Below are 17,413 nucleotides of genomic sequence, written 5' to 3'. Positions count from 1 at the left end.
TGCAAATTCGATAATGAATACCCTTCGGTATATAATAGTAGAGAGTAGAAGCGGAACGGGGGTGAATGTATGGCATTCGAAGGATTGACAACCAGGCTGCAGAACGTATTCGGCAAACTTCGGGGCAAAGGCAAAGTTTCCGAGGACGACGTGAACGACGCGATGCGCGAAGTTCGTCTGGCGCTGTTGGAAGCGGACGTCAACTTCAAGGTCGTCAAGGACTTCATCGGCAAGGTGAAGGAAAAGGCGCTGGGCAAGGAAGTGTCGGAGAGCTTTACGCCGGGCATGGTCATCATCGATATCGTCAATAAGGAATTGACGGATCTGATGGGCGGCACGCAGTCGAAGCTCAACAAGAACAACCGCCCGCCGACCGTCATCATGATGGCGGGTCTGCAGGGCGCCGGTAAGACGACGACGACCGGCAAGCTGGCGAAGATGCTGCAGAAGCAGGGCAGCCGGCCGATGCTGATCGCGGGCGACATTTATCGCCCGGCCGCGATCAAGCAGCTGCAGGTGCTCGGCGAGCAGCTGAACGTGCCGGTATTCTCCCTCGGCGATCAGATCAGCCCTGTCGAGATTGCCCGGAAGGGTCTGCAGGAGGCCAAGGATAAAGGTCACGATTACGTGATTATCGATACCGCCGGCCGCCTGCACATCGACGAGCAGCTGATGGACGAGTTGAAGCAGATTCATTCGGAGACGAAACCGGACGAAGTGCTGCTGGTCGTGGACGCGATGACCGGTCAAGACGCCGTCAACGTGGCGCAGAGCTTCAACGAGCAGCTGTCGCTGACCGGCGTCGTGCTGACGAAGCTCGACGGCGATACCCGCGGCGGCGCCGCATTGTCCGTCAAAGCTGTAACCGGCTGTCCGATCAAGTTTATCTCGCTCGGAGAGAAGCTTGACGCGCTGGAACCGTTCCACCCGGAACGCATGGCTTCGCGGATTCTCGGTATGGGCGACATGCTCTCCTTGATCGAGAAAGCCCAATCCGGAATCGACGAGAAGAAAGCGAAGGAAATGGAGCGCAAAATGCGCAACGCGGAATTCACTTTCGACGACTTCCTCGAACAGATGGAGCAGGTCAAGCAGCTTGGACCGCTCGATCAAATCATGGACATGATTCCGGGTATGAACAAGATGAAGCAGAAGACCGACATGAAAGTCGACGACAAACAGGTCGGCCGGATCGAAGCGATCGTGCACTCGATGACGAGCGCGGAGAAGCAGTCGCCGGACATTATCAACTACAGCCGTCGCAAGCGGATCGCGGCAGGCAGCGGAACGTCGCTGGCCGAAGTTAACCGCTTGATCAAGCAGTTCGACGAGATGAAGAAGATGATGAAGCAGCTCTCGGGCATGATGGATCCGAAGGGCGGCGGCAAGAACAAAGCGATGAAGCAGATGCAAAAGATGAGCAAAGGTATGAAGTTCCCCTTCCGCTGAGCGGAGAAGGAACATTTCCATAAAGGCTGATTCAGCCGTTTATTTCTTGAAGGAGGTGATTTTCGTGGCAACTCGCATTCGTCTGAAGCGCATGGGTGCGCATAAAGCGCCTTTCTATCGTATCGTGGTATCGGATTCCCGTTCCCCGCGTGATGGACGCTTTATCGAAGAGATTGGTTACTACAACCCGGTCGCTGAACCGCAAGTAGTAAGCATCAACGAAGAAAAAGCTCTGGCTTGGCTGCAAACCGGCGCGCAAGCGTCCGATACCGTTCGCAACCTGCTGAGCAAAGCCGGCATCATGAAGAAATTCCATGAAGCCAAACTGCAAAAATAAGACAGTGACTCGGAGGGGTTGACGTGGAACAGTTAGTAGCGGTCATCGCAAAAGCTCTGGTCGATCATCCGGAAGACGTCAAGGTCCGTACCGTAGAGAAAGAGTCCCTGGTCGTATACGAACTTTCCGTGCATCCCGACGACATAGGCAAGATCATCGGGAAGCAGGGACGGATCGCCAAGGCGCTGCGTACGGTCGTGACGTCGGCAGCAGTCAAGCTGGACAAACGGGTTACCGTAGACATCCAGTCTTAAAGGGAAGGCTCAGGCTTTCCGGTCTTAAAGATATACGAAAAGGGGTTAGGAGATTATTTTCCTAGCCCCTTTTCGTACATGGTGAAGACTTCGGCGGAAGACCGCCTTCCGATAAAAATCTCAAACGTATAAGCGAGGAAAGGACAGAATACACATGATGGAACCCCAATTTTTAAGCGTAGGCAAAGTCGCGAACACGCACGGCATACGCGGCGAACTGAAAATTTTCCCGTACACCGACTTCCCGGAGATCCGTTTTGCTTCCGGCAAAGAGCTGCTGCTGATTTCGCCGGAGGACGGGGCAAAGTTGAAAGTGAAAATCGTATCGGCGCGCGAACAAAAAAACGTCTATGTCGTCAAGCTGGACGGTTACGACAATATTAACCAGGTGGAGAAGTATAAAGGCTGGGACGTCAAAGTACCGAAAGAAGAAGCCGTGGAAGCGGAAGAGAACGCTTTTTATTTCCATGAAATCATCGGCTGCAAAGTGCTCACGGAGGAAGGCGAGGAACTCGGCGTGATCAGCGACATTCTGACGCCGGGCGCCAACGATGTGTGGGTCGTGAAGCGCAAGGGCGGCAAGGAGCTGCTCATTCCTTTCATCGAAGACATCGTGAAAGACGTCGACGTCGCCGAAAAAACGGTACGCATCGAAGTGATGGAAGGACTGCTGGACTGATGCGGATCGACGTGCTCACTTTATTTCCGGAGATGTTCGAGGGCGTGTTCGGTGCCAGCATTCTCGGCAAGGCGCGGGACAAAGGAATCGTAGAGCTGTCCGCCGTCAACTTTCGGCAGTATTCGCTCAACAAGCACGGGCAGGTCGACGATACGCCGTACGGCGGAGGCGGAGGCATGGTGCTGAAGCCCGAGCCGATCTTCGCGGCGGTCGAAGATCTGCTGCGCCGACGGGAGTCGGATGCCGAAGAAGGCACAAAAAGCTCCGAACCGGGAGAGAAGGCGCAGACGGAAGGAACAGGTCGGGTACGGCCGAGCGCTTCCGGTACGGAGGAAGAAGCGCTCGCGAAGCTGGCATCCGTTCCTTCTTGCGCCGAAGCAGAGTCGGACGTGCCGGAAAATGCCGGGCTGCCTGCGGAGGAGTTGAATAAATTGGCCGGAATCTCGACCTCTTCCCGCCCGCGCATCGTGCTGCTCTGCCCGCAGGGCGAGACGTTTACGCAGAAAAAGGCGGAAGAGTTCGCGAAAGAAGAGCATCTGATCTTTATCTGCGGCCATTACGAGGGGTATGACGAGCGGATCCGTACCGGTCTGGTGACGGACGAAATCTCGATCGGCGACTATGTGCTGACGGGCGGAGAACTTCCGGCTATGGTCATGATCGACAGCACCGTCCGGCTGCTGCCCGGCGTGCTGGGGAATGAAAACAGCGCCGTGACGGATTCATTCAGTACGGGACTGCTGGAATATCCGCATTATACGCGTCCGACCGAGTTTCGCGGCATGAAGGTGCCGGATATCCTGCTGTCGGGTCATCATGCCAACATCGAGTCCTGGCGCCGCCGGGAATCGCTGCGCCGCACGCTGCAGCGCCGCCCGGAGCTGCTGGAACGGCTGGAACTGACCAAGCAGGAGCGGAAGTGGCTGGAGGAACTGAAGCGGGAAGAGCATGCCGCCCAAGACTTATCCGACTGAACGTTTTTTGCCGTTTGCCGAACAAGATCAACCTGCGCGAAAAGCCCGCTGCTCCGCATACACGGAGAGCGGGCTTTTTTTGTTTTTTACGGCTTGATCGAGATATCGCCTGAGGTCGCGCGGACTTTGATCGTGTCGCCGTTTCGGCCCGGGGAATCGGGAGCGTCGATCGATCCCGAGGTGGCGCGCACGTCGTACACGCCGGCGAAATCTGCGGCAGGCTTGATCGAAATGTCTCCGGAAGAGACTTCGACGTCCAGATTGGCGCTGTTTTTCTGAGTCAGGTCAATCGTGCCGGAAGTCGCCCGAATGACCGAGTCGCCGTTCATTGCGCCGATTTGCAGATTACCCGAGGAAAGCTCGATCCGGCTCGCGCCATCCAGTTCCTTCACGTCGATGCTGCCGGAAGTCATCGTAAGGTCGGTATGCTTGGCGCTCAATCGGCGGGCGTTCAAGTCGCCCGAGCTCAACTGAATGGACAGTTTCTCCGCGGTCAGCTCTCCGAAGTCGCCAGTCCCCGAGCTGCTCGCGAACGAAACGTTTTCCAACTGCGTGGCATCCCGCAGACCGAGCGTAAGATAGACGTCCGCATCGTTCGAGCCGAACGAGAGGAATTGAATTTTCGGCTTGCCCGTAAGATCCAGCGAAATGCCGTCGGCTTCTCCGCCCGTACGGAATGCGCGCTCGGCAGCCTCGGGCGATACGACCCCGCGCAGTTCGAGATAATCCGTGGAAGCGTCGGTTTTGACTTGAATATGTAAGTTGTAGTCGGTCGACAGGGACAGATTTTTGAACGCGCCCGAATCGAATTCCCATCGTTTTTCGACTTTTTGCCATTTGCCGTCCTTTTCCGGCGCCGCTTCGATCGCTTGAGCGGAAGGAGCGGTGCCCGCTGTCTGGATATGTTCGGGTGCGATCGGGGCTGTCGGGTCGGCTTCGGGGCCTGCTACTTTTGCGCCCAGTTCCGAAAAATTCACGATCAAGCCGCCCGCTCCGATTACGATCAGAGCGACAGCCGCCCATTTGGATAAGCGTTTCATTTTAATTCCTCCCCATAATGAATGTGACGTTCCATACGGCATAGCGTCTGGCGGCAGCCGCCAGAAGCCGAATAAGTTTCAAAAAAGGTCCGACGGTCAGCATACCGATGCCGAGCAGAAGCAGGACGGCAAAGAACTCCGCCGTATTTCCTGTCCGGTTGATCAGAAGATCGGCGGCAAAGAGCAGCGGACTGGCGAGCGAGGCCAAGACGAAGGCGCCAAGGGCGACCGCAAACGACCAAGCGACGAGCCAGGCGGGAATGGCCAGAAGACTCCAAAAGAGCAGCATAATCAGCCTGACCGGGCTGAAGGAAGATTTCCGCTTCGTTTCGGCGCGCGTACCGCCGACATGGGATGCCGCTTCCGGGCCCGGATAGGACGCTGCGGCAGGCCGCAGGGCGAGAGCTTCCTGCGCCAGTTCTTCAGGGCTTCCCAGTTCGAACGCGATCTCTTCCTCGCTCTTGCCGTGTTCCAATCCCGAGCGGAAATGGTCTTCGTAATCGGCCAGCAGCTCTTTGCGCATCTCCGGAGGCAGCGCGGACAATCCGCCGCTCAAGCGAAGCATAAATTGTTCTTTATTCATGATCTTCTCCTTCTTCCAGCAAGCGGGTTACACCGGCAACGAACGCGCGCCATTCGCTGACCGTTTCCCGTGCGTATTCGCTGCCTTCCGGCGTGATTTGGTAATATTTGCGAGGCGGGCCTCCCGACGATTCCTGCAGATAGGTCGTGCAGTAACCGTCCCCGACAAGCCTTCGCAGCAGCGGATACAGGGCGCCTTCCGCGACTTCGATATGGCGGGATACCTCCTGGGCAAGCTCGTAACCGTACCGGTCTTTGCGTTCGATCAGAACGAGTACGCAGAGTTCGAGCACGCCTTTTTTAAATTGGGTATTGACGTTCATGTGCGAGGCCTCCTCCAAAACTCTTCAGGAATATCATATCACCAGGTATTGAACAATGCAAGGTAGTGTGCGTTAAGTATTAGCAAAACGATTCCTTCTTTTTTCGCGAAAATGGTAAACTGGAAGGGACAGCCGGGAAGGGCAAGGTTACATAGAAAGAGAATGTTGGAGCGGCAAAAAGATGGCGGACATGGAAACAGGAGGGCTGAATCATGCTGAAAAAAAATGGAAAAAGACTTATCTCGCTGCTGTTTGCGGCGATGCTGCTGCTGGCGGTCGCGCTGCCGGCATCGGCGAACCCGCGGATGAGCGGAATGGTCACGGATGAAGGGGGCTTGTTCACTTCAAGTCAGATCGATCGGATGGAGCGCGTACTTTCGGGAGGAAAATACAAAGTTTATGTGCTGACGGAAAGAGGCTTGAGCGAAAACGAAGCTTCTCGGCTGTCGGCGCAAACCTACGAAGACTGGCGCCTCGGATCGGATGAGATGCTGCTGCTGATCGTGACGGATCCGAACTCGGTTCAGCTGGAATTGAACAATTCGGCTTTGGGCGATGCGCAGACCATTATTGACCGCGCTTTCGTTCCGGCCGCGTCGAACGGCGATCCGGCGGCGGGAGCGCTCGCGGTCGCCAAATACGTCAACAAGTCCGGAAGCCCGTTTGCGGGAGGAAACTGGCTGTACATCGTGCTGGCGCTCGGAGTGCTCGGCATTGCCGCCTATGTGCTGCTCAGCATGTTCCGCGCCGGATCCCGGGTGAAGAGACGGGCCGGCGAGCTTAGAGAGCGGCAAAAAGCGTCGGCGGCGACCATCGACGGAATCATGGTATCGGAGCTGTTCCGCGAAGTCGAAATGGGATTCGTGCAGGGCGAGACGCTAAAAGAAGCGGAGAGCATCAGCCGCGAAGCCGTCGAACTGCACCGCGGCGGGGGCGAATTGGCGTCCCGATTGGAAGCGTTCCGTCCCGGCGCGTTTGCGTCGAGCGCGCAGCGCAGACAGCTGGACGCGCTGACTCAAGAGGTCCAGGATTGGGAAGGCCGCGTGAAGGCGCTGAACGATCATTTCGAGCAGGTATCCGCAAGTTTTGCCGAAGTGCGGAAGCGGGTGAGGGAAGGCAAAGAACTCGAGGAAAAAACGCGCGCAGCGTTGGAAAAACTGAAAGAGGATACGGGATATCCGCTCCAGACGCTGCAGCGGCAGTTCGAGGAAGCGGCCGCGCTGCTCGAAAAAGCGGACAGCCTGGACGAATTCGATGTCATGCAGGCTTCCGCTCCGGCGGATCGGGCATACTCGGGATTGAAGGAAACTGCCGGTCGCGTCGAATCGCTCGGCGCACTGGCTTCGGCGGCTTCGGAGTGGCCGGAACGCATCGTGGGAACAGAGCGGGAGCTGCGGCCGGTCGTGGAGCGCGAAGGCTTGCTGCTGACCGAAGAAGACCCGTTCCGCGTGCTGAGCGAAGCGGGCGGGGAGACGCAGCGTCTGGCCGGCTTGATCCGGGACGGAGACGTGCCGGGGGCAACGGAATGCGCGGAAGGCATCGCCTCCCGGATCGCCGAAGCGAAAGATATCGTGCGGAGGCGGCTGGACAGCCGGAAGTCGTCGGCGGAGTCGCTGTGCGACGCCGAACGGCTGCTTCAGGAAATCGAGGAATTCCAGCAGCGCTACGAACGGGAACTCGCAGAGCTCCGCGGCCGTTACGCCGAGTCCCATCTGGCGGCGCAGCAGGAGCGCGCCGACGAGATCGCTCGGGCCGAACAAGAGACCCGCCGACTGCTGCCCGAGATCCGGTCGGCTCTCAATCCGCAGGTTCAATATTACAAGGCGGCGCGCGAGAAGAGCGATCGTACCGACGAGCTGGCTGCCCGGTCGCGCGAATTGATGCACGTGGCTTTGGGATACGCGAGGACGCTGGACGACCAACGCCGGGCGTCCGAACAGCGCTTTGAAGGGGCGCGAAGCGTGTTCCGCCAAGCGGGCGCTTCTTATCGGGGGCTCGGACTGCAGATGGCGGAATACGATCGGGCGCTCGAGACGGCGGAGCGGGAAGGAGAGGCCGTTCAGGCGGCACTGCGCGCGGAACCGGTCGATCTGCTGCGTGCCGAACCGCTTCTGGCCGCTTACGAACGCAGCGCCGCCGACTTCGCGCAGCATATTCGCGAACTGCAGGAGCGGCGGGAAGAAGCGCTGCGGCAGCTGGATCGGTTAAACGGCGATTTTCTCGGACGGGAACGGTCGTACGGCGGTTATCTGCAGACTCGTTCCTATGCCGGCCGTTACGGAGGCTTCGAAGCCGAAGCGCGGCGCCTGATTGCGGCGGGACGCTTCGAAGAGGCGTTGGCGCAGGCCGCGTACGGACGCCAGGTGATGGAGGAAATGGAGCGCGATTATCGGCGTGCCGTTCAGCGTGCCAACCAGAATCGAGGCGGAGGCGGAGGATTCGGCGGAGGATTCGGCGGACCCGGGGGAGGCCGCCCGGGAGGAGGCCGTTCGTCGGGCGGCGCCGGCTGGGGAGGGGGAGGCCGTTCAAGCGGATCTTCGTCTTGGGGCAAAGGAGGAGGCCGTTCGTCGGGTTCTTCCAAATGGTAGAGCGCATTGACCTCGTTTTCCGGACTTCAAAAAAAATGTCTGAAATTTTGATTTATTTGCGTTAACGTATTGCCTTTTTGCATGGTTCCATGGTAAAATCAATCCGTTGTGTAATCTTGCGGTCCTCTGCGAATGATGAGGCGGAAAAACGTTTCCGAAGAAGACGTATGAACGCATGTGTGGAAGGAGGAAACAAACATGAATTTGATTCAAGCTCTGACTCAGGAACAACTGCGCAAAGATATCCCGAGCTTCCGTCCTGGCGACACTTTGAAAGTGCACGTTAAGGTTATCGAGGGATCCCGCGAGCGTATCCAGTTGTTCGAAGGCGTAGTCATCAAACGTAAAGGCGGCGGTATCGCCGAAACTTTCACCGTTCGTAAGATCTCTTACGGCGTCGGCGTTGAAAGAACGTTCCCGATCAACTCGCCTAAAATCGACAAAATCGAAGTCGTACGTCACGGTAAAGTGCGTCGTGCGAAACTGTACTACCTGCGCGAACTGCGCGGTAAAGCAGCCAGAATTAAAGAAATTCGCCGTTAATCTTCCTTTTTCGGAAGAGCCGACGGACGAAAATGGGGAGCTTGGAAACAAGCTCCTTTCGTTTTATCTCCGGAATGCAGAAATCGCGCTGCGGCGGGCGCCGCGGCGTATTTCTCCCGTGAATATGAGCATTTCTCAAAAACGGACGACCGTAGGCTGCGGTTTTCGATCGGACGTTTTTGCAAAATGCTGATGTTTGGATATCAAGCGTAGTAAGGAGAGGGCAAGCTTATGGAAGAAAACGTGAACCAATCCGCAACGGCATCGGAAGACGAGCCTAAAAATCCGAAAAACAAAGTCAAAAGCGAAACGCTCGAATGGGTCAAGGCAATCGCGATCGCGCTGGTCCTGGTCTTTGTGATCCGCTGGCTGCTGTTCGCGCCTTATATGGTCGACGGCACCTCGATGCAGCCGAATTTCCACGACGGCGAACGCGTTATCGTCAACAAGATCCTGTATGACATCCGTCCGCCGAAAAAGGACGAAGTTATCGTTTTCAAAGTGCCTTCCGAGGACAACAAAGAGTTCATCAAGCGGGTTATCGCGCTTCCGGGCGACACGGTCAAAGTCGAAGGCGACGAAGTCACGGTCAACGGCGAGGTCATCAGCGAGCCTTATATCCAGGACGTGCTGGATCAAGCCCACGCCAACGGAGAAACGTACAACAACAACACGAACTTCCCGAACGCGACTTTCCCGGACGGAACGGTTCCCGAAGGCCACGTATTCGTCATGGGCGACAATCGACCGAACAGCAAGGACAGCCGCATGATCGGCTATGTCCCTTACAGCGACATTACCGGCCGGGCCGACCTGGTCTTCTGGCCGTTCAGCGATATGCATATCGTCAATCATTAAGCGCCCGCCGGCGGCAGGCGCACAGCATGACCGGGAGGAATGAGATTCGTCCGATTCCTCCCGGAAGGAGAGGTGAAACGCCGTTATGACAATCCAATGGTTTCCCGGTCATATGACCCGGGCGCGGAGACAGATCGAAGCGAAGCTGAGCCTGATCGATCTGGCGATCGAGCTGCTCGACGCGCGTCTTCCGCTGTCCAGCCGCAATCCGATGATCGGAGACATTTTAAAAGACAAGCCGAGGCTAATTCTGCTCAACAAGTCGGATCTGGCCGATCCCGAAATGACGAAGAAGTGGATCGACTATTTCCGCGAAGAAGGGCATGTGGCCGTCGAGACCGACACGCCGGGCGGACGGGGAGTTAAGGATATCTCCGTGCAGGCCAAAATGCTGCTGCAGGAGAAAATCGATCGCCAGATATCCAAGGGAATGAATCCGCGGGCGATTCGGGCACTGATCGTCGGCATTCCGAACGTCGGCAAGTCCACGCTGATCAACCGCCTCGCGGGAAAAAGCATTGCCGAAACGGGCGATCGCCCGGGCGTAACCAAAGGCCAGCAGTGGATCAAGGTCGGCAAAGAAATGGAACTGCTCGATACGCCGGGCATTCTGTGGCCGAAGTTCGAAGATCAAAACGTGGGCATGAAGCTCGCCGTTACCGGCGCGATCAAAGAAGATGTGCTAAACGTCGAAGAAGTGACGTTTTTCGCGATCAAATATTTCGCGGAGCACTACTGGGAGCGGTTGTCGGAACGGTACGGACTGGGAGAGCGTCCTTCGGTATTCGACGACGCGGATGAGATCGTTCGAATCATGGAAGAGATCGGGCGCAAGCGGGGCTGCCTGATGAGCGGCGGTCGCGTGGATCTCGAGAAAGCTTCCATTTTGTTCCTGCGCGAGCTTCGCGCCGGAAAAATGGGACGATTCTCGCTCGAAGAGCCGTTTTGAAGACCGAGCGGCAAAGCGGATCGAGACCGGTCCGTCCAACCGCATAAGCAAAGAGGAACCGCGCAGGCAGCGCGGATAAGGATCGCCGAGTTTGGCGCGTTGACCGGATTGGGGTGGATGTTCGATGTCGAACATCCAGCGCGGTCGGCGCGCAGGCTCGGGGTCCTTTTTGCGTATCGGAGAAATCCGGCAAATCGGGTAAAATGGACAAAAGAAGCGGAGGAGAGCAAATGCCGAGAACGAAGCAGGGCGAAGGACTGTCGGCGAAGCCGAAAGCCAAAAAAGCGAAGGTTGAAATCGACCGCCTTCTGCTCGAAAAAGAAATGTGGGCGGAAGGATATGAAAAAATCGCGGGAGTCGACGAAGTCGGCCGGGGCTGCATGTTCGGCGACGTGGTTGCGGCCGCGGTCATTCTTCCGACAGGTCTGAAAATCGAAGGAATCGACGATTCCAAAAAACTGTCGGAGAAAAAACGCGACGAACTGTACGACGTGATCATGCGGGAGGCGATTGCCGTGGCCGTAGGAAGGGTCGACCCGCGGACGATCGATCGAATCAACATTAAACAGGCTTCCCGGCTCGCGATGAAGATGGCCGTCGAAGCGCTGGGGGAGCGTCCGGACTGTCTGCTTGTGGATGCCGAGAAGATCGAGGCCGATCTGCCGCAGCGTGCCGTCATTAAAGGGGATTCGCTGAGCCAAAGCATCGGGGCGGCTTCCATCATCGCGAAAGTGACGCGAGATCGTCTCTGCGCCGGCGAATGGGAACGGGATTATCCGGGTTACGGAATCGCGGGACACAAAGGCTACGGGACGGCCGCGCATCGCGAAAAGATTTTGGAGCTGGGAATCAGCGATCTGCACCGTCATAGCTTCTTGGTCAAGATGAAGGCGGAATACGAACAGCTGCGCTAAAAAAGCCGGCCGTCCGAAAAGCGTATCGCAGAAACCCGAGAAGAAGAGCGGACGGGATATTCGAAGCGCCGTTTTTGCGAAACGCCGCTTATTGCGGAGGGCGTTTTTTCCGATATATCGGATATACTGCGTTGACGCGCATCAATAGGGGAGTGAGGTGAGCGGGATGAATATCGGTTCATTATTCAAAAACGTGATGGGCGACGCTAAGCCGGGGGATGCCAAACAGCTCGAGCTGCGCGCGGGCCAGGTCGTCAGAGGCGTGGTTCAATCCGTGTCGGAAGACGGCAAAGAAGCGGTCGTCCAGATTCAAGGCGTCAAAGTGAATGCCAAGCTGGAGGCTCCGCTGCAGGCGGGGCAGACCGCTTTTATGCAGGTTCAGCCCTCCGCCGAAGACGGCTCGATCGTCATGAAGCCGGTTCCGGCTCCGCCCGGAACGGCGGCGGGCGCCCAGTCGATGGAAGACACCCTCAAGCAGATAGGATTGCCGGATAACAAGCAGAACCGCGAGTTGGTCCGCATGATGCAGCAGGCGGAAGTTCCGCTGACCCGCGAACAGGCATCGGAAGTCCGTAATCTGTTGGCGCAAAAGCCGGCGTCCGCGGATGCGCAGCAGTGGGTTCGTTCCATCGGCATTTTGCAGCAGAGAGGGCTTCCGGTCACGCCGCAGAGCGTGGCGGGCATGCAGCAGGCGGTGTTCGGGCCTCCGGCCTCCGTCCTGCTGCAAAATCTGGAGCAGCAGGTAGCCGCGGCACTGTCGCTGCTCGGCGAAGCCGGAGGCGAAGAAGGCGCCGCTTCCGGACGCGCGCAGGCGAACGTCCAGGGCGCAGCCTTCGGGCAGGGCTCTGCCGCGAGCGCAGCTTCCGGCGGCCAGGCCGGAGCGGGCGCCGCAGTGCCCGCCGGGACCGCCGCAGCCGCCAGCGGCGCTAGCGCAGGCGCTCCCGCAGCCGGAGCGCCGGGCGGCGCATCCGCGCCTGCGGCAGCGGACGCGGGGGAAAGCGGGCCGCAGGCGCAGGCCCGCGCCGCCGCCCAGGCGGCCCCCGGCGCAGCGGGCGGCGCCGGGAATCCGGCCGTGCCGGACGCCGCGCAGCAGGCGGCCGGCACGGCGAAAGCCGCCGGCGCGAATGCGGCGCCGACAGTCGGCGCGGCCGCTGCGCAGGCCGCGCAGGGGTCCGCCGCATCGGCGGACCCTTCCGGACGCCCTGCGGCAGCGGGCGGCCAGCCGGCGCAGACGGCCGGCGCAGCGGCGTCCGCGTCCTCGGACGCCGCGCTGCTGCGCAAAGTGCAGGCGCTGCTCGGCGAGCTTCGCTCCGCCGCGTCCGGCAGCGCCGGAACGGCGGACGGGAATCCCGCCGCGGCCGCCGGTCAAGCCGCGCCTCAGGCGCAGCCCGGCAAAGCCGAAGCCGGCCCGTGGATCGGCCGGCTGTTCAAGATGCTCGGCGCGGAGCATGAGCAGCAGGCGGCGCGTTCGACGCTCTTGAACGCGCCGCCGACCGCCGCGCCGCAATCGGCCCAGCAGGCCGCGCAGGCGCAGTCCGGCCAGGCTGCGCCTCAGGCGCGCGGCTCCCAAGCGCCGCTGCAGGCGCAGCAGGGAGCCGCACAGGCCGCTGACGGAACCGCCCGGACAGAATCCGCCGCATCGGCCGCGAAAGCGGAAGGACAGTCGAACGTGCAGGCGTCGGCGCGTCCGGGGACGGAACAGGCGCTGCGCGCCGTTCAAAGCGAACTCGGCCGTTCCGACGCCGTTCACGCGGAATCGCGAGCGGCGCAGCCGGCGGCGGCCGAGGTGCGTGAAACGCTGAAGTCGCTGCTGCTGCAGCTTTCGGCCTCGGATTCGCTTCCGGCGGCCGTGAAGGATGCCGCCCAGCAGGCCGTTCAGCAGATGACCGGACAGCAGCTGCTGCTGAATACGGACCGTACCGCTCCTTTTGCGCAGGTCACGATGTTCCTTCCGTTCGTCGGTCCCGACGGGAGCCAGACGGCTTCGGTGCAGATCGAATCGCGGAGAGGACCGAAAGGAGAGCTGGACGCCTCGAACTGCCGCCTTTGGTTCGATCTGGACATGAAGGCGCTCGGCCGCACCGTCATCGACGTGCAGGTGGTGGACCGCAAAGTGAGTTTGAATTTCCGCAACGACGAAGAATGGGCGCGGCCTCTGCTCGAAGCGGGTCAGCCGCAGATCGCTTCGGCGCTCGAAGCCGCGGGTTATCAGCTGCTGGCGCTGCGCACGGACGCCCTTCCGCAGAGGAACGCGGAGGCTGCGGAGGATAAAGGCGCGTCATTGTCCTATACGCCGCCTTCTTACCGGGGAGTGGATATGAAAATATGAAGAATTCGAAGCCGGAAGAGGCCGCGCGCAAGCGTGCGGTCGCCCTCAAATATACGCCGGAGCAGATGTCCGCTCCGACCGTCGTCGCCAAAGGCAGCGGCAGCATCGCGGAAGCGATCTTGACCCGAGCCCAGGAAGCGGGCGTTCCGATCCAAGAGGATGCCGCCCTGGTCGAGGTGCTCTCCAAGCTCGACCTGGATCAGCAGATTCCCGCCGAGCTGTACGGGCTCGTCGCCGAACTGCTGTCGTTCGTATACCGGAGCGACCGGGAAGCGGGCAGGAGGCTGGGACAATGAACGGATCCGAGAGCGGCGATCTTTCGCGAAGATCGTATGCCAAGCCGCCGCCGCCGCGCTTGAACTCCAAGGAAGCGAAGCCGCCCTGCCCGGACAGCGGCTCGGCTTCCGTGCCTCGCGATCACTCCGCTCCGCCTACGCGCAAAGACAAAGGCAGAGCCGCCGAAGAAGCCGCCGCCCTGCACCTGCAGCGGGAAGGCTGGGACATTGCCGAACGCAATTGGAGCTGCCGTACCGGCGAACTCGATTTGATCGCGACGCAGGGGGAGACCGTCCTGTTCGTCGAGGTTCGCAGCCGGAGCGGCATCGGCTTCGGCCTGCCGGCCGAGTCCGTCGACGCGCGCAAGATCCGCCAGGTGAGACGCACCGCGGAAGTATATCTTCATCGTTTCGGCCTGTCGGATCGGCCGGTCCGTTTCGATGTCATTGCCGTCATGCTCGGGCGAGATCTGCGGGTGCGGTCGCTGGAGCACATCCGGGAAGCTTTTTGACCTCGGCATTTTCGCGAACGGTGCCGCCGGAGCGACCGGAGCGACCGGAGCGACCGAAGCGACCGGAAACGGCTTTTCCGTCCGAAACCAATAAAGCCGAACGGACTCTTTCCCTGAATCGGAGGAAGAGTCCGTTCGGCTTTTCGAAGCTTCGTGCGTCGCGGCCGGATATCGGTTTGGGTCCGGCGAAGGACATGCGGACCGATCGCGAACCGAATCCGGCCGTTCGATCCTTTTTGAACGGTTTATTCGTTCATTCTGCGGTCCATCTGCCGATACTGCAGCGCTTCCGCGACATGTTCAGTTCTGATCTCCGGCGAGCCCTCCAGATCGGCGATCGTAAGCGCCAGTTTCAGAATCCGGTCCCGCGAACGCATGCTCAGCCCGAGCGCGCCGATCGCCGTGTCGAGCAGCATGCGCGCTTCTTTGCCGGGAGCGGCGTATTTGCGCAGAAGGGCGCCGCCGAGTTCGCTGTTGCAGCGAATCGACAGCGACCGATACCGTTCCTGCTGCAGCTCCGACGCGGCCCGGACCTGTCTGTGAAGGTCGGCGGACGCGGCGCCCGAGCGGAGCAGTTCCTTCGGCGCGGGCTGCGGAACTTCGACCTGCATGTCGATCCGGTCGAACAGCGGTCCGGAAATCCGGCCGCGGTAGCGGGCGACGGCAAGCGGCGAACAGGAGCAGGCGGATTGTCCGTTTTCCCCGCGCCCGCCGCCGCAAGGACAGGGATTCATGGAGCAGGCCAACATGAAGTGCGCCGGAAAAGTAAAGGCGGCTCTCGCCCGGCTGATCGTCACCGTACGGTCTTCGAGCGGCTGCCGCAGCACCTCCAGCGCGCCGCGCGAAAATTCCGGCAGTTCGTCCAGAAACAGAACGCCCCGATGCGCCAAGCTGACTTCGCCCGGGCGGGGCACCGAGCCGCCGCCCGCCAGTCCGGAAGGCGAAATGGTATGGTGGGGCGAGCGGAAAGGACGGCGCCGCACCAGTCCCTGACGGGCGCTGTTCAGGCGCCCGGCCGCGCTTAGAATTTTCGTGGCTTCGAGCGCTTCGGTCTCGGTGAGATCGGTCATGATGCCGGGCAGACGCTTGATCAGCATCGTTTTTCCCGTTCCCGGAGGACCGGACAGCAGGATGTTGTGCATCCCGGCGGCCGCGATGGTCAATGCCCGTTTGGCCTGCTCCTGACCGAGCACGTCGGCGTAATCTTCGAAGTCCGGAAGAGCGGGTGCGGAGACTGCGCCGATCCGTCCGCGGTCGTGGCGAAGGCCGGCTTCGTCGAAGGCATATCGTTTTTCTTTTCCCGAAGCCAATTCTTCGCGCTGCCTGTCCGGAACGAGCAGACGCAGATTCGGCAGCGCATAGACGTCAAGCCCGTCGACAAGACCGGCTTCGTCGGCATTGGCCGGCGAAGTCAAGATGGCGTCGAACCCCTGCCGCCGCGCGCAGTCCGCCATGGCCAGCACGCCCGGAACGGGCCTCAGCGAGCCGTCGAGAGACAATTCCCCGACCGCGACGAAGCGCCGGTCTTCCGGGAGCGCAAGCTGTCCGTCGGTCAGCAGGATGCCCAGCGCGATCGCCAGGTCGAGCGAAGAGCCCTCTTTGCGCAGGTCGGCCGGAGCCAGGTTAATGGTTACGCGCCGATTGGGAAAGCGGAAACCGCAGTTTTTGAGCGCCGCTTTGACCCGATCCGTCGCCTCCCGTATGGCGGAATCCGGCAGGCCGATAATGGCCGTTTGCGGCAGGCCGTTGGTGATGTCGACCTCGACTTCGACGATAACGCCGTCCACGCCGTACAGGCAGGCGCTGTAACTTTTTCCGTACATAATAAAAAACACCTCTTTTTATCGGATGGCAGGGATGGCCCGCGGCATCGAAAAAGGGTGCTTCCTCTTTTTTCGGGGAACGGTTATATTCCGTATGGCTTAATTGTAACCGTACCGCGCCGAAAGTCAAGAAAGCGGCAGTCGGCCGAAACCGTCCCTTCCCGGATTAACGGACGACATTTTTTATTCATGCGAAAAACGCCGATTTGCGGCTTTAAACGGATAAATCCGATGAGCATGCAAGTTTTTTTGCATAAATTCAGGGTCAACGTATTTACAACAATCAAATTTAATGCGATTATGTTTGTAAATGATTTTAGGGAATTCAGCAGGGCAAGAGAGGAGTACGCAGAATGGGCAAAGTGAATGAATATCCGCAGCTTCAGCTGGACAACATGCTGTGCTTCTCGATTTACGCAAGTTCGCGCGAGATCACTAAAATGTACCAGCCTTATCTGGAACAGCTGGGCGTCACATATTCGCAGTATTTGGTTTTGATCGTGCTGTGGGAACAGGACGAACGGACCGTCAAGGAACTGGGGGAAGAGCTGTTCCTGGACTCGGGCACGCTGACTCCGCTGCTTAAGCGGCTGGAAACTGCGGGACTCGTCGAGCGCAACCGCTCGACCGAAGACGAACGCAAGGTATTTATTTCGTTGACGGCGAAAGGGCGGGAGCTGCGCGATAAGGCGGCGCATATTCCGGAATGCATGTCGAAGGATCTGAACATGGACGTCTCGGAATTCCGGGAACTGCTCGGCAGGTTCCAGAATCTGCTTGCGCGCGCGCATCAGGTTAACTTGGGATCGTCGGGAAAGTAAGCGGCGTAATTTCGAACAGAATACGCAAGAACACGGCAAAAGCCGGAAACCTCAAGGTTTCCGGCTTTTGCCGTGTTCGCCTTCGGACGGAGGCATTTTGCGCGGCGCAGGCTTTTTTGTCGGAACTTTATGCAAGTGGGCGTCGGACGGGCCGGAATGCCCG

The 17,413-nt window shown here is 59.5% G+C and carries 18 protein-coding genes; 14 read left to right on the top strand and 4 right to left on the bottom strand.

Annotation, left to right across the window (positions count from 1 at the left end):
* The first annotated feature begins 69 nt into the window (after nt 1–69).
* From ffh to trmD, 5 genes are all read left to right on the top strand, one after another.
* Nucleotides 70–1,449 (top strand): signal recognition particle protein, encoded by a 1,380-nt coding sequence (ffh, locus tag GYN08_RS09420; protein ID WP_166273964.1) that lies wholly within the window; start codon nt 70–72, stop codon nt 1,447–1,449.
* A 64-nt stretch (nt 1,450–1,513) separates the two neighbouring features.
* Nucleotides 1,514–1,786: a 30S ribosomal protein S16 gene (gene rpsP / locus GYN08_RS09415; protein ID WP_018975061.1), complete on the top strand. Its 273-nt coding sequence runs from the start codon at nt 1,514–1,516 to the stop codon at nt 1,784–1,786.
* Between the two features lie 23 nt (nt 1,787–1,809).
* Complete coding sequence (locus tag GYN08_RS09410) at nt 1,810–2,040, top strand: KH domain-containing protein (protein WP_087800850.1); 231 nt, start codon at nt 1,810–1,812, stop codon at nt 2,038–2,040.
* A gap of 157 nt (nt 2,041–2,197) precedes the next feature.
* Nucleotides 2,198–2,719, top strand: coding sequence for a ribosome maturation factor RimM (rimM, locus tag GYN08_RS09405; protein ID WP_166274426.1), 522 nt, complete (start codon nt 2,198–2,200; stop codon nt 2,717–2,719).
* On the top strand, nt 2,719–3,693 hold the full coding sequence (gene trmD, locus GYN08_RS09400; protein WP_166273963.1) for a tRNA (guanosine(37)-N1)-methyltransferase TrmD: 975 nt from the start codon (nt 2,719–2,721) through the stop codon (nt 3,691–3,693). The genes rimM and trmD overlap by 1 nt, the downstream gene beginning before the upstream one ends.
* Before the next feature lie 86 nt (nt 3,694–3,779).
* On the opposite strand, the gene GYN08_RS09395 is transcribed toward trmD, so the two are convergent.
* The 3 genes from GYN08_RS09395 to GYN08_RS09385 are packed head-to-tail and all read right to left on the bottom strand — an operon-like array spanning nt 3,780 to nt 5,638.
* Entirely contained in the window at nt 3,780–4,733 is a 954-nt protein-coding gene (locus GYN08_RS09395) for a DUF4097 family beta strand repeat-containing protein (protein WP_166273962.1), read from the bottom strand.
* Nucleotide 4,734: 1 nt separating this feature from the next.
* Nucleotides 4,735–5,316 carry a DUF1700 domain-containing protein gene (locus tag GYN08_RS09390; RefSeq protein ID WP_166273961.1) on the bottom strand — a complete coding sequence of 194 codons (582 nt, stop codon included), beginning with the start codon at nt 5,314–5,316 and terminating at the stop codon, nt 4,735–4,737.
* Nucleotides 5,309–5,638: a PadR family transcriptional regulator gene (locus tag GYN08_RS09385; protein ID WP_166273960.1), complete on the bottom strand. Its 330-nt coding sequence runs from the start codon at nt 5,636–5,638 to the stop codon at nt 5,309–5,311. Before GYN08_RS09385 ends, GYN08_RS09390 begins: the two co-directional genes overlap by 8 nt.
* A gap of 212 nt (nt 5,639–5,850) precedes the next feature.
* Here GYN08_RS09385 and GYN08_RS09380 point away from each other — a divergent pair, with 212 nt between their 5' ends.
* The 8 genes from GYN08_RS09380 (at nt 5,851) to GYN08_RS09345 (ending at nt 14,606) form a co-directional block, all read left to right on the top strand.
* Nucleotides 5,851–8,226, top strand: coding sequence for a TPM domain-containing protein (locus GYN08_RS09380; RefSeq protein ID WP_166273959.1), 2,376 nt, complete (start codon nt 5,851–5,853; stop codon nt 8,224–8,226).
* 198 nt (nt 8,227–8,424) lie between these two features.
* Entirely contained in the window at nt 8,425–8,769 is a 345-nt protein-coding gene (rplS, locus tag GYN08_RS09375; RefSeq protein ID WP_166273958.1) for a 50S ribosomal protein L19, read from the top strand.
* Between the two features lie 231 nt (nt 8,770–9,000).
* Nucleotides 9,001–9,627 (top strand): signal peptidase I, encoded by a 627-nt coding sequence (lepB, locus tag GYN08_RS09370; RefSeq protein WP_166273957.1) that lies wholly within the window; start codon nt 9,001–9,003, stop codon nt 9,625–9,627.
* An 85-nt stretch (nt 9,628–9,712) separates the two neighbouring features.
* The gene (gene ylqF / locus GYN08_RS09365) at nt 9,713–10,576 is read left to right on the top strand and encodes a ribosome biogenesis GTPase YlqF (protein ID WP_166273956.1); all 864 of its coding nucleotides are present in this window, start codon (nt 9,713–9,715) and stop codon (nt 10,574–10,576) included.
* A 203-nt stretch (nt 10,577–10,779) separates the two neighbouring features.
* Nucleotides 10,780–11,490 carry a ribonuclease HII gene (locus GYN08_RS09360; protein ID WP_166273955.1) on the top strand — a complete coding sequence of 237 codons (711 nt, stop codon included), beginning with the start codon at nt 10,780–10,782 and terminating at the stop codon, nt 11,488–11,490.
* A 166-nt stretch (nt 11,491–11,656) separates the two neighbouring features.
* Nucleotides 11,657–13,819, top strand: a complete 2,163-nt coding sequence (locus GYN08_RS09355) for a flagellar hook-length control protein FliK (RefSeq protein WP_166274425.1) — start codon at nt 11,657–11,659, stop codon at nt 13,817–13,819.
* Nucleotides 13,816–14,115, top strand: coding sequence for an EscU/YscU/HrcU family type III secretion system export apparatus switch protein (locus GYN08_RS09350; protein ID WP_166273954.1), 300 nt, complete (start codon nt 13,816–13,818; stop codon nt 14,113–14,115). The genes GYN08_RS09355 and GYN08_RS09350 overlap by 4 nt, the downstream gene beginning before the upstream one ends.
* Nucleotides 14,112–14,606: a YraN family protein gene (locus tag GYN08_RS09345; protein ID WP_166273953.1), complete on the top strand. Its 495-nt coding sequence runs from the start codon at nt 14,112–14,114 to the stop codon at nt 14,604–14,606. The genes GYN08_RS09350 and GYN08_RS09345 overlap by 4 nt, the downstream gene beginning before the upstream one ends.
* Before the next feature lie 245 nt (nt 14,607–14,851).
* On the opposite strand, the gene GYN08_RS09340 is transcribed toward GYN08_RS09345, so the two are convergent.
* Nucleotides 14,852–16,429, bottom strand: a complete 1,578-nt coding sequence (locus tag GYN08_RS09340) for a YifB family Mg chelatase-like AAA ATPase (protein WP_166273952.1) — start codon at nt 16,427–16,429, stop codon at nt 14,852–14,854.
* A gap of 353 nt (nt 16,430–16,782) precedes the next feature.
* On the opposite strand from GYN08_RS09340, the gene GYN08_RS09335 reads away from it, so the two are divergent.
* The gene (locus GYN08_RS09335) at nt 16,783–17,250 is read left to right on the top strand and encodes a MarR family winged helix-turn-helix transcriptional regulator (protein ID WP_166273951.1); all 468 of its coding nucleotides are present in this window, start codon (nt 16,783–16,785) and stop codon (nt 17,248–17,250) included.
* Nucleotides 17,251–17,413: the final 163 nt, after the last annotated feature.

The sequence above is a fragment of the Saccharibacillus alkalitolerans genome (assembly GCF_011090185.1).
GTDB classification, from domain to species: Bacteria; Bacillota; Bacilli; order Paenibacillales; family Paenibacillaceae; genus Saccharibacillus; species Saccharibacillus alkalitolerans.
Note: the sequence above shows the minus strand (reverse complement) of the source record. Positions and strands in the feature narration are given on the sequence as shown.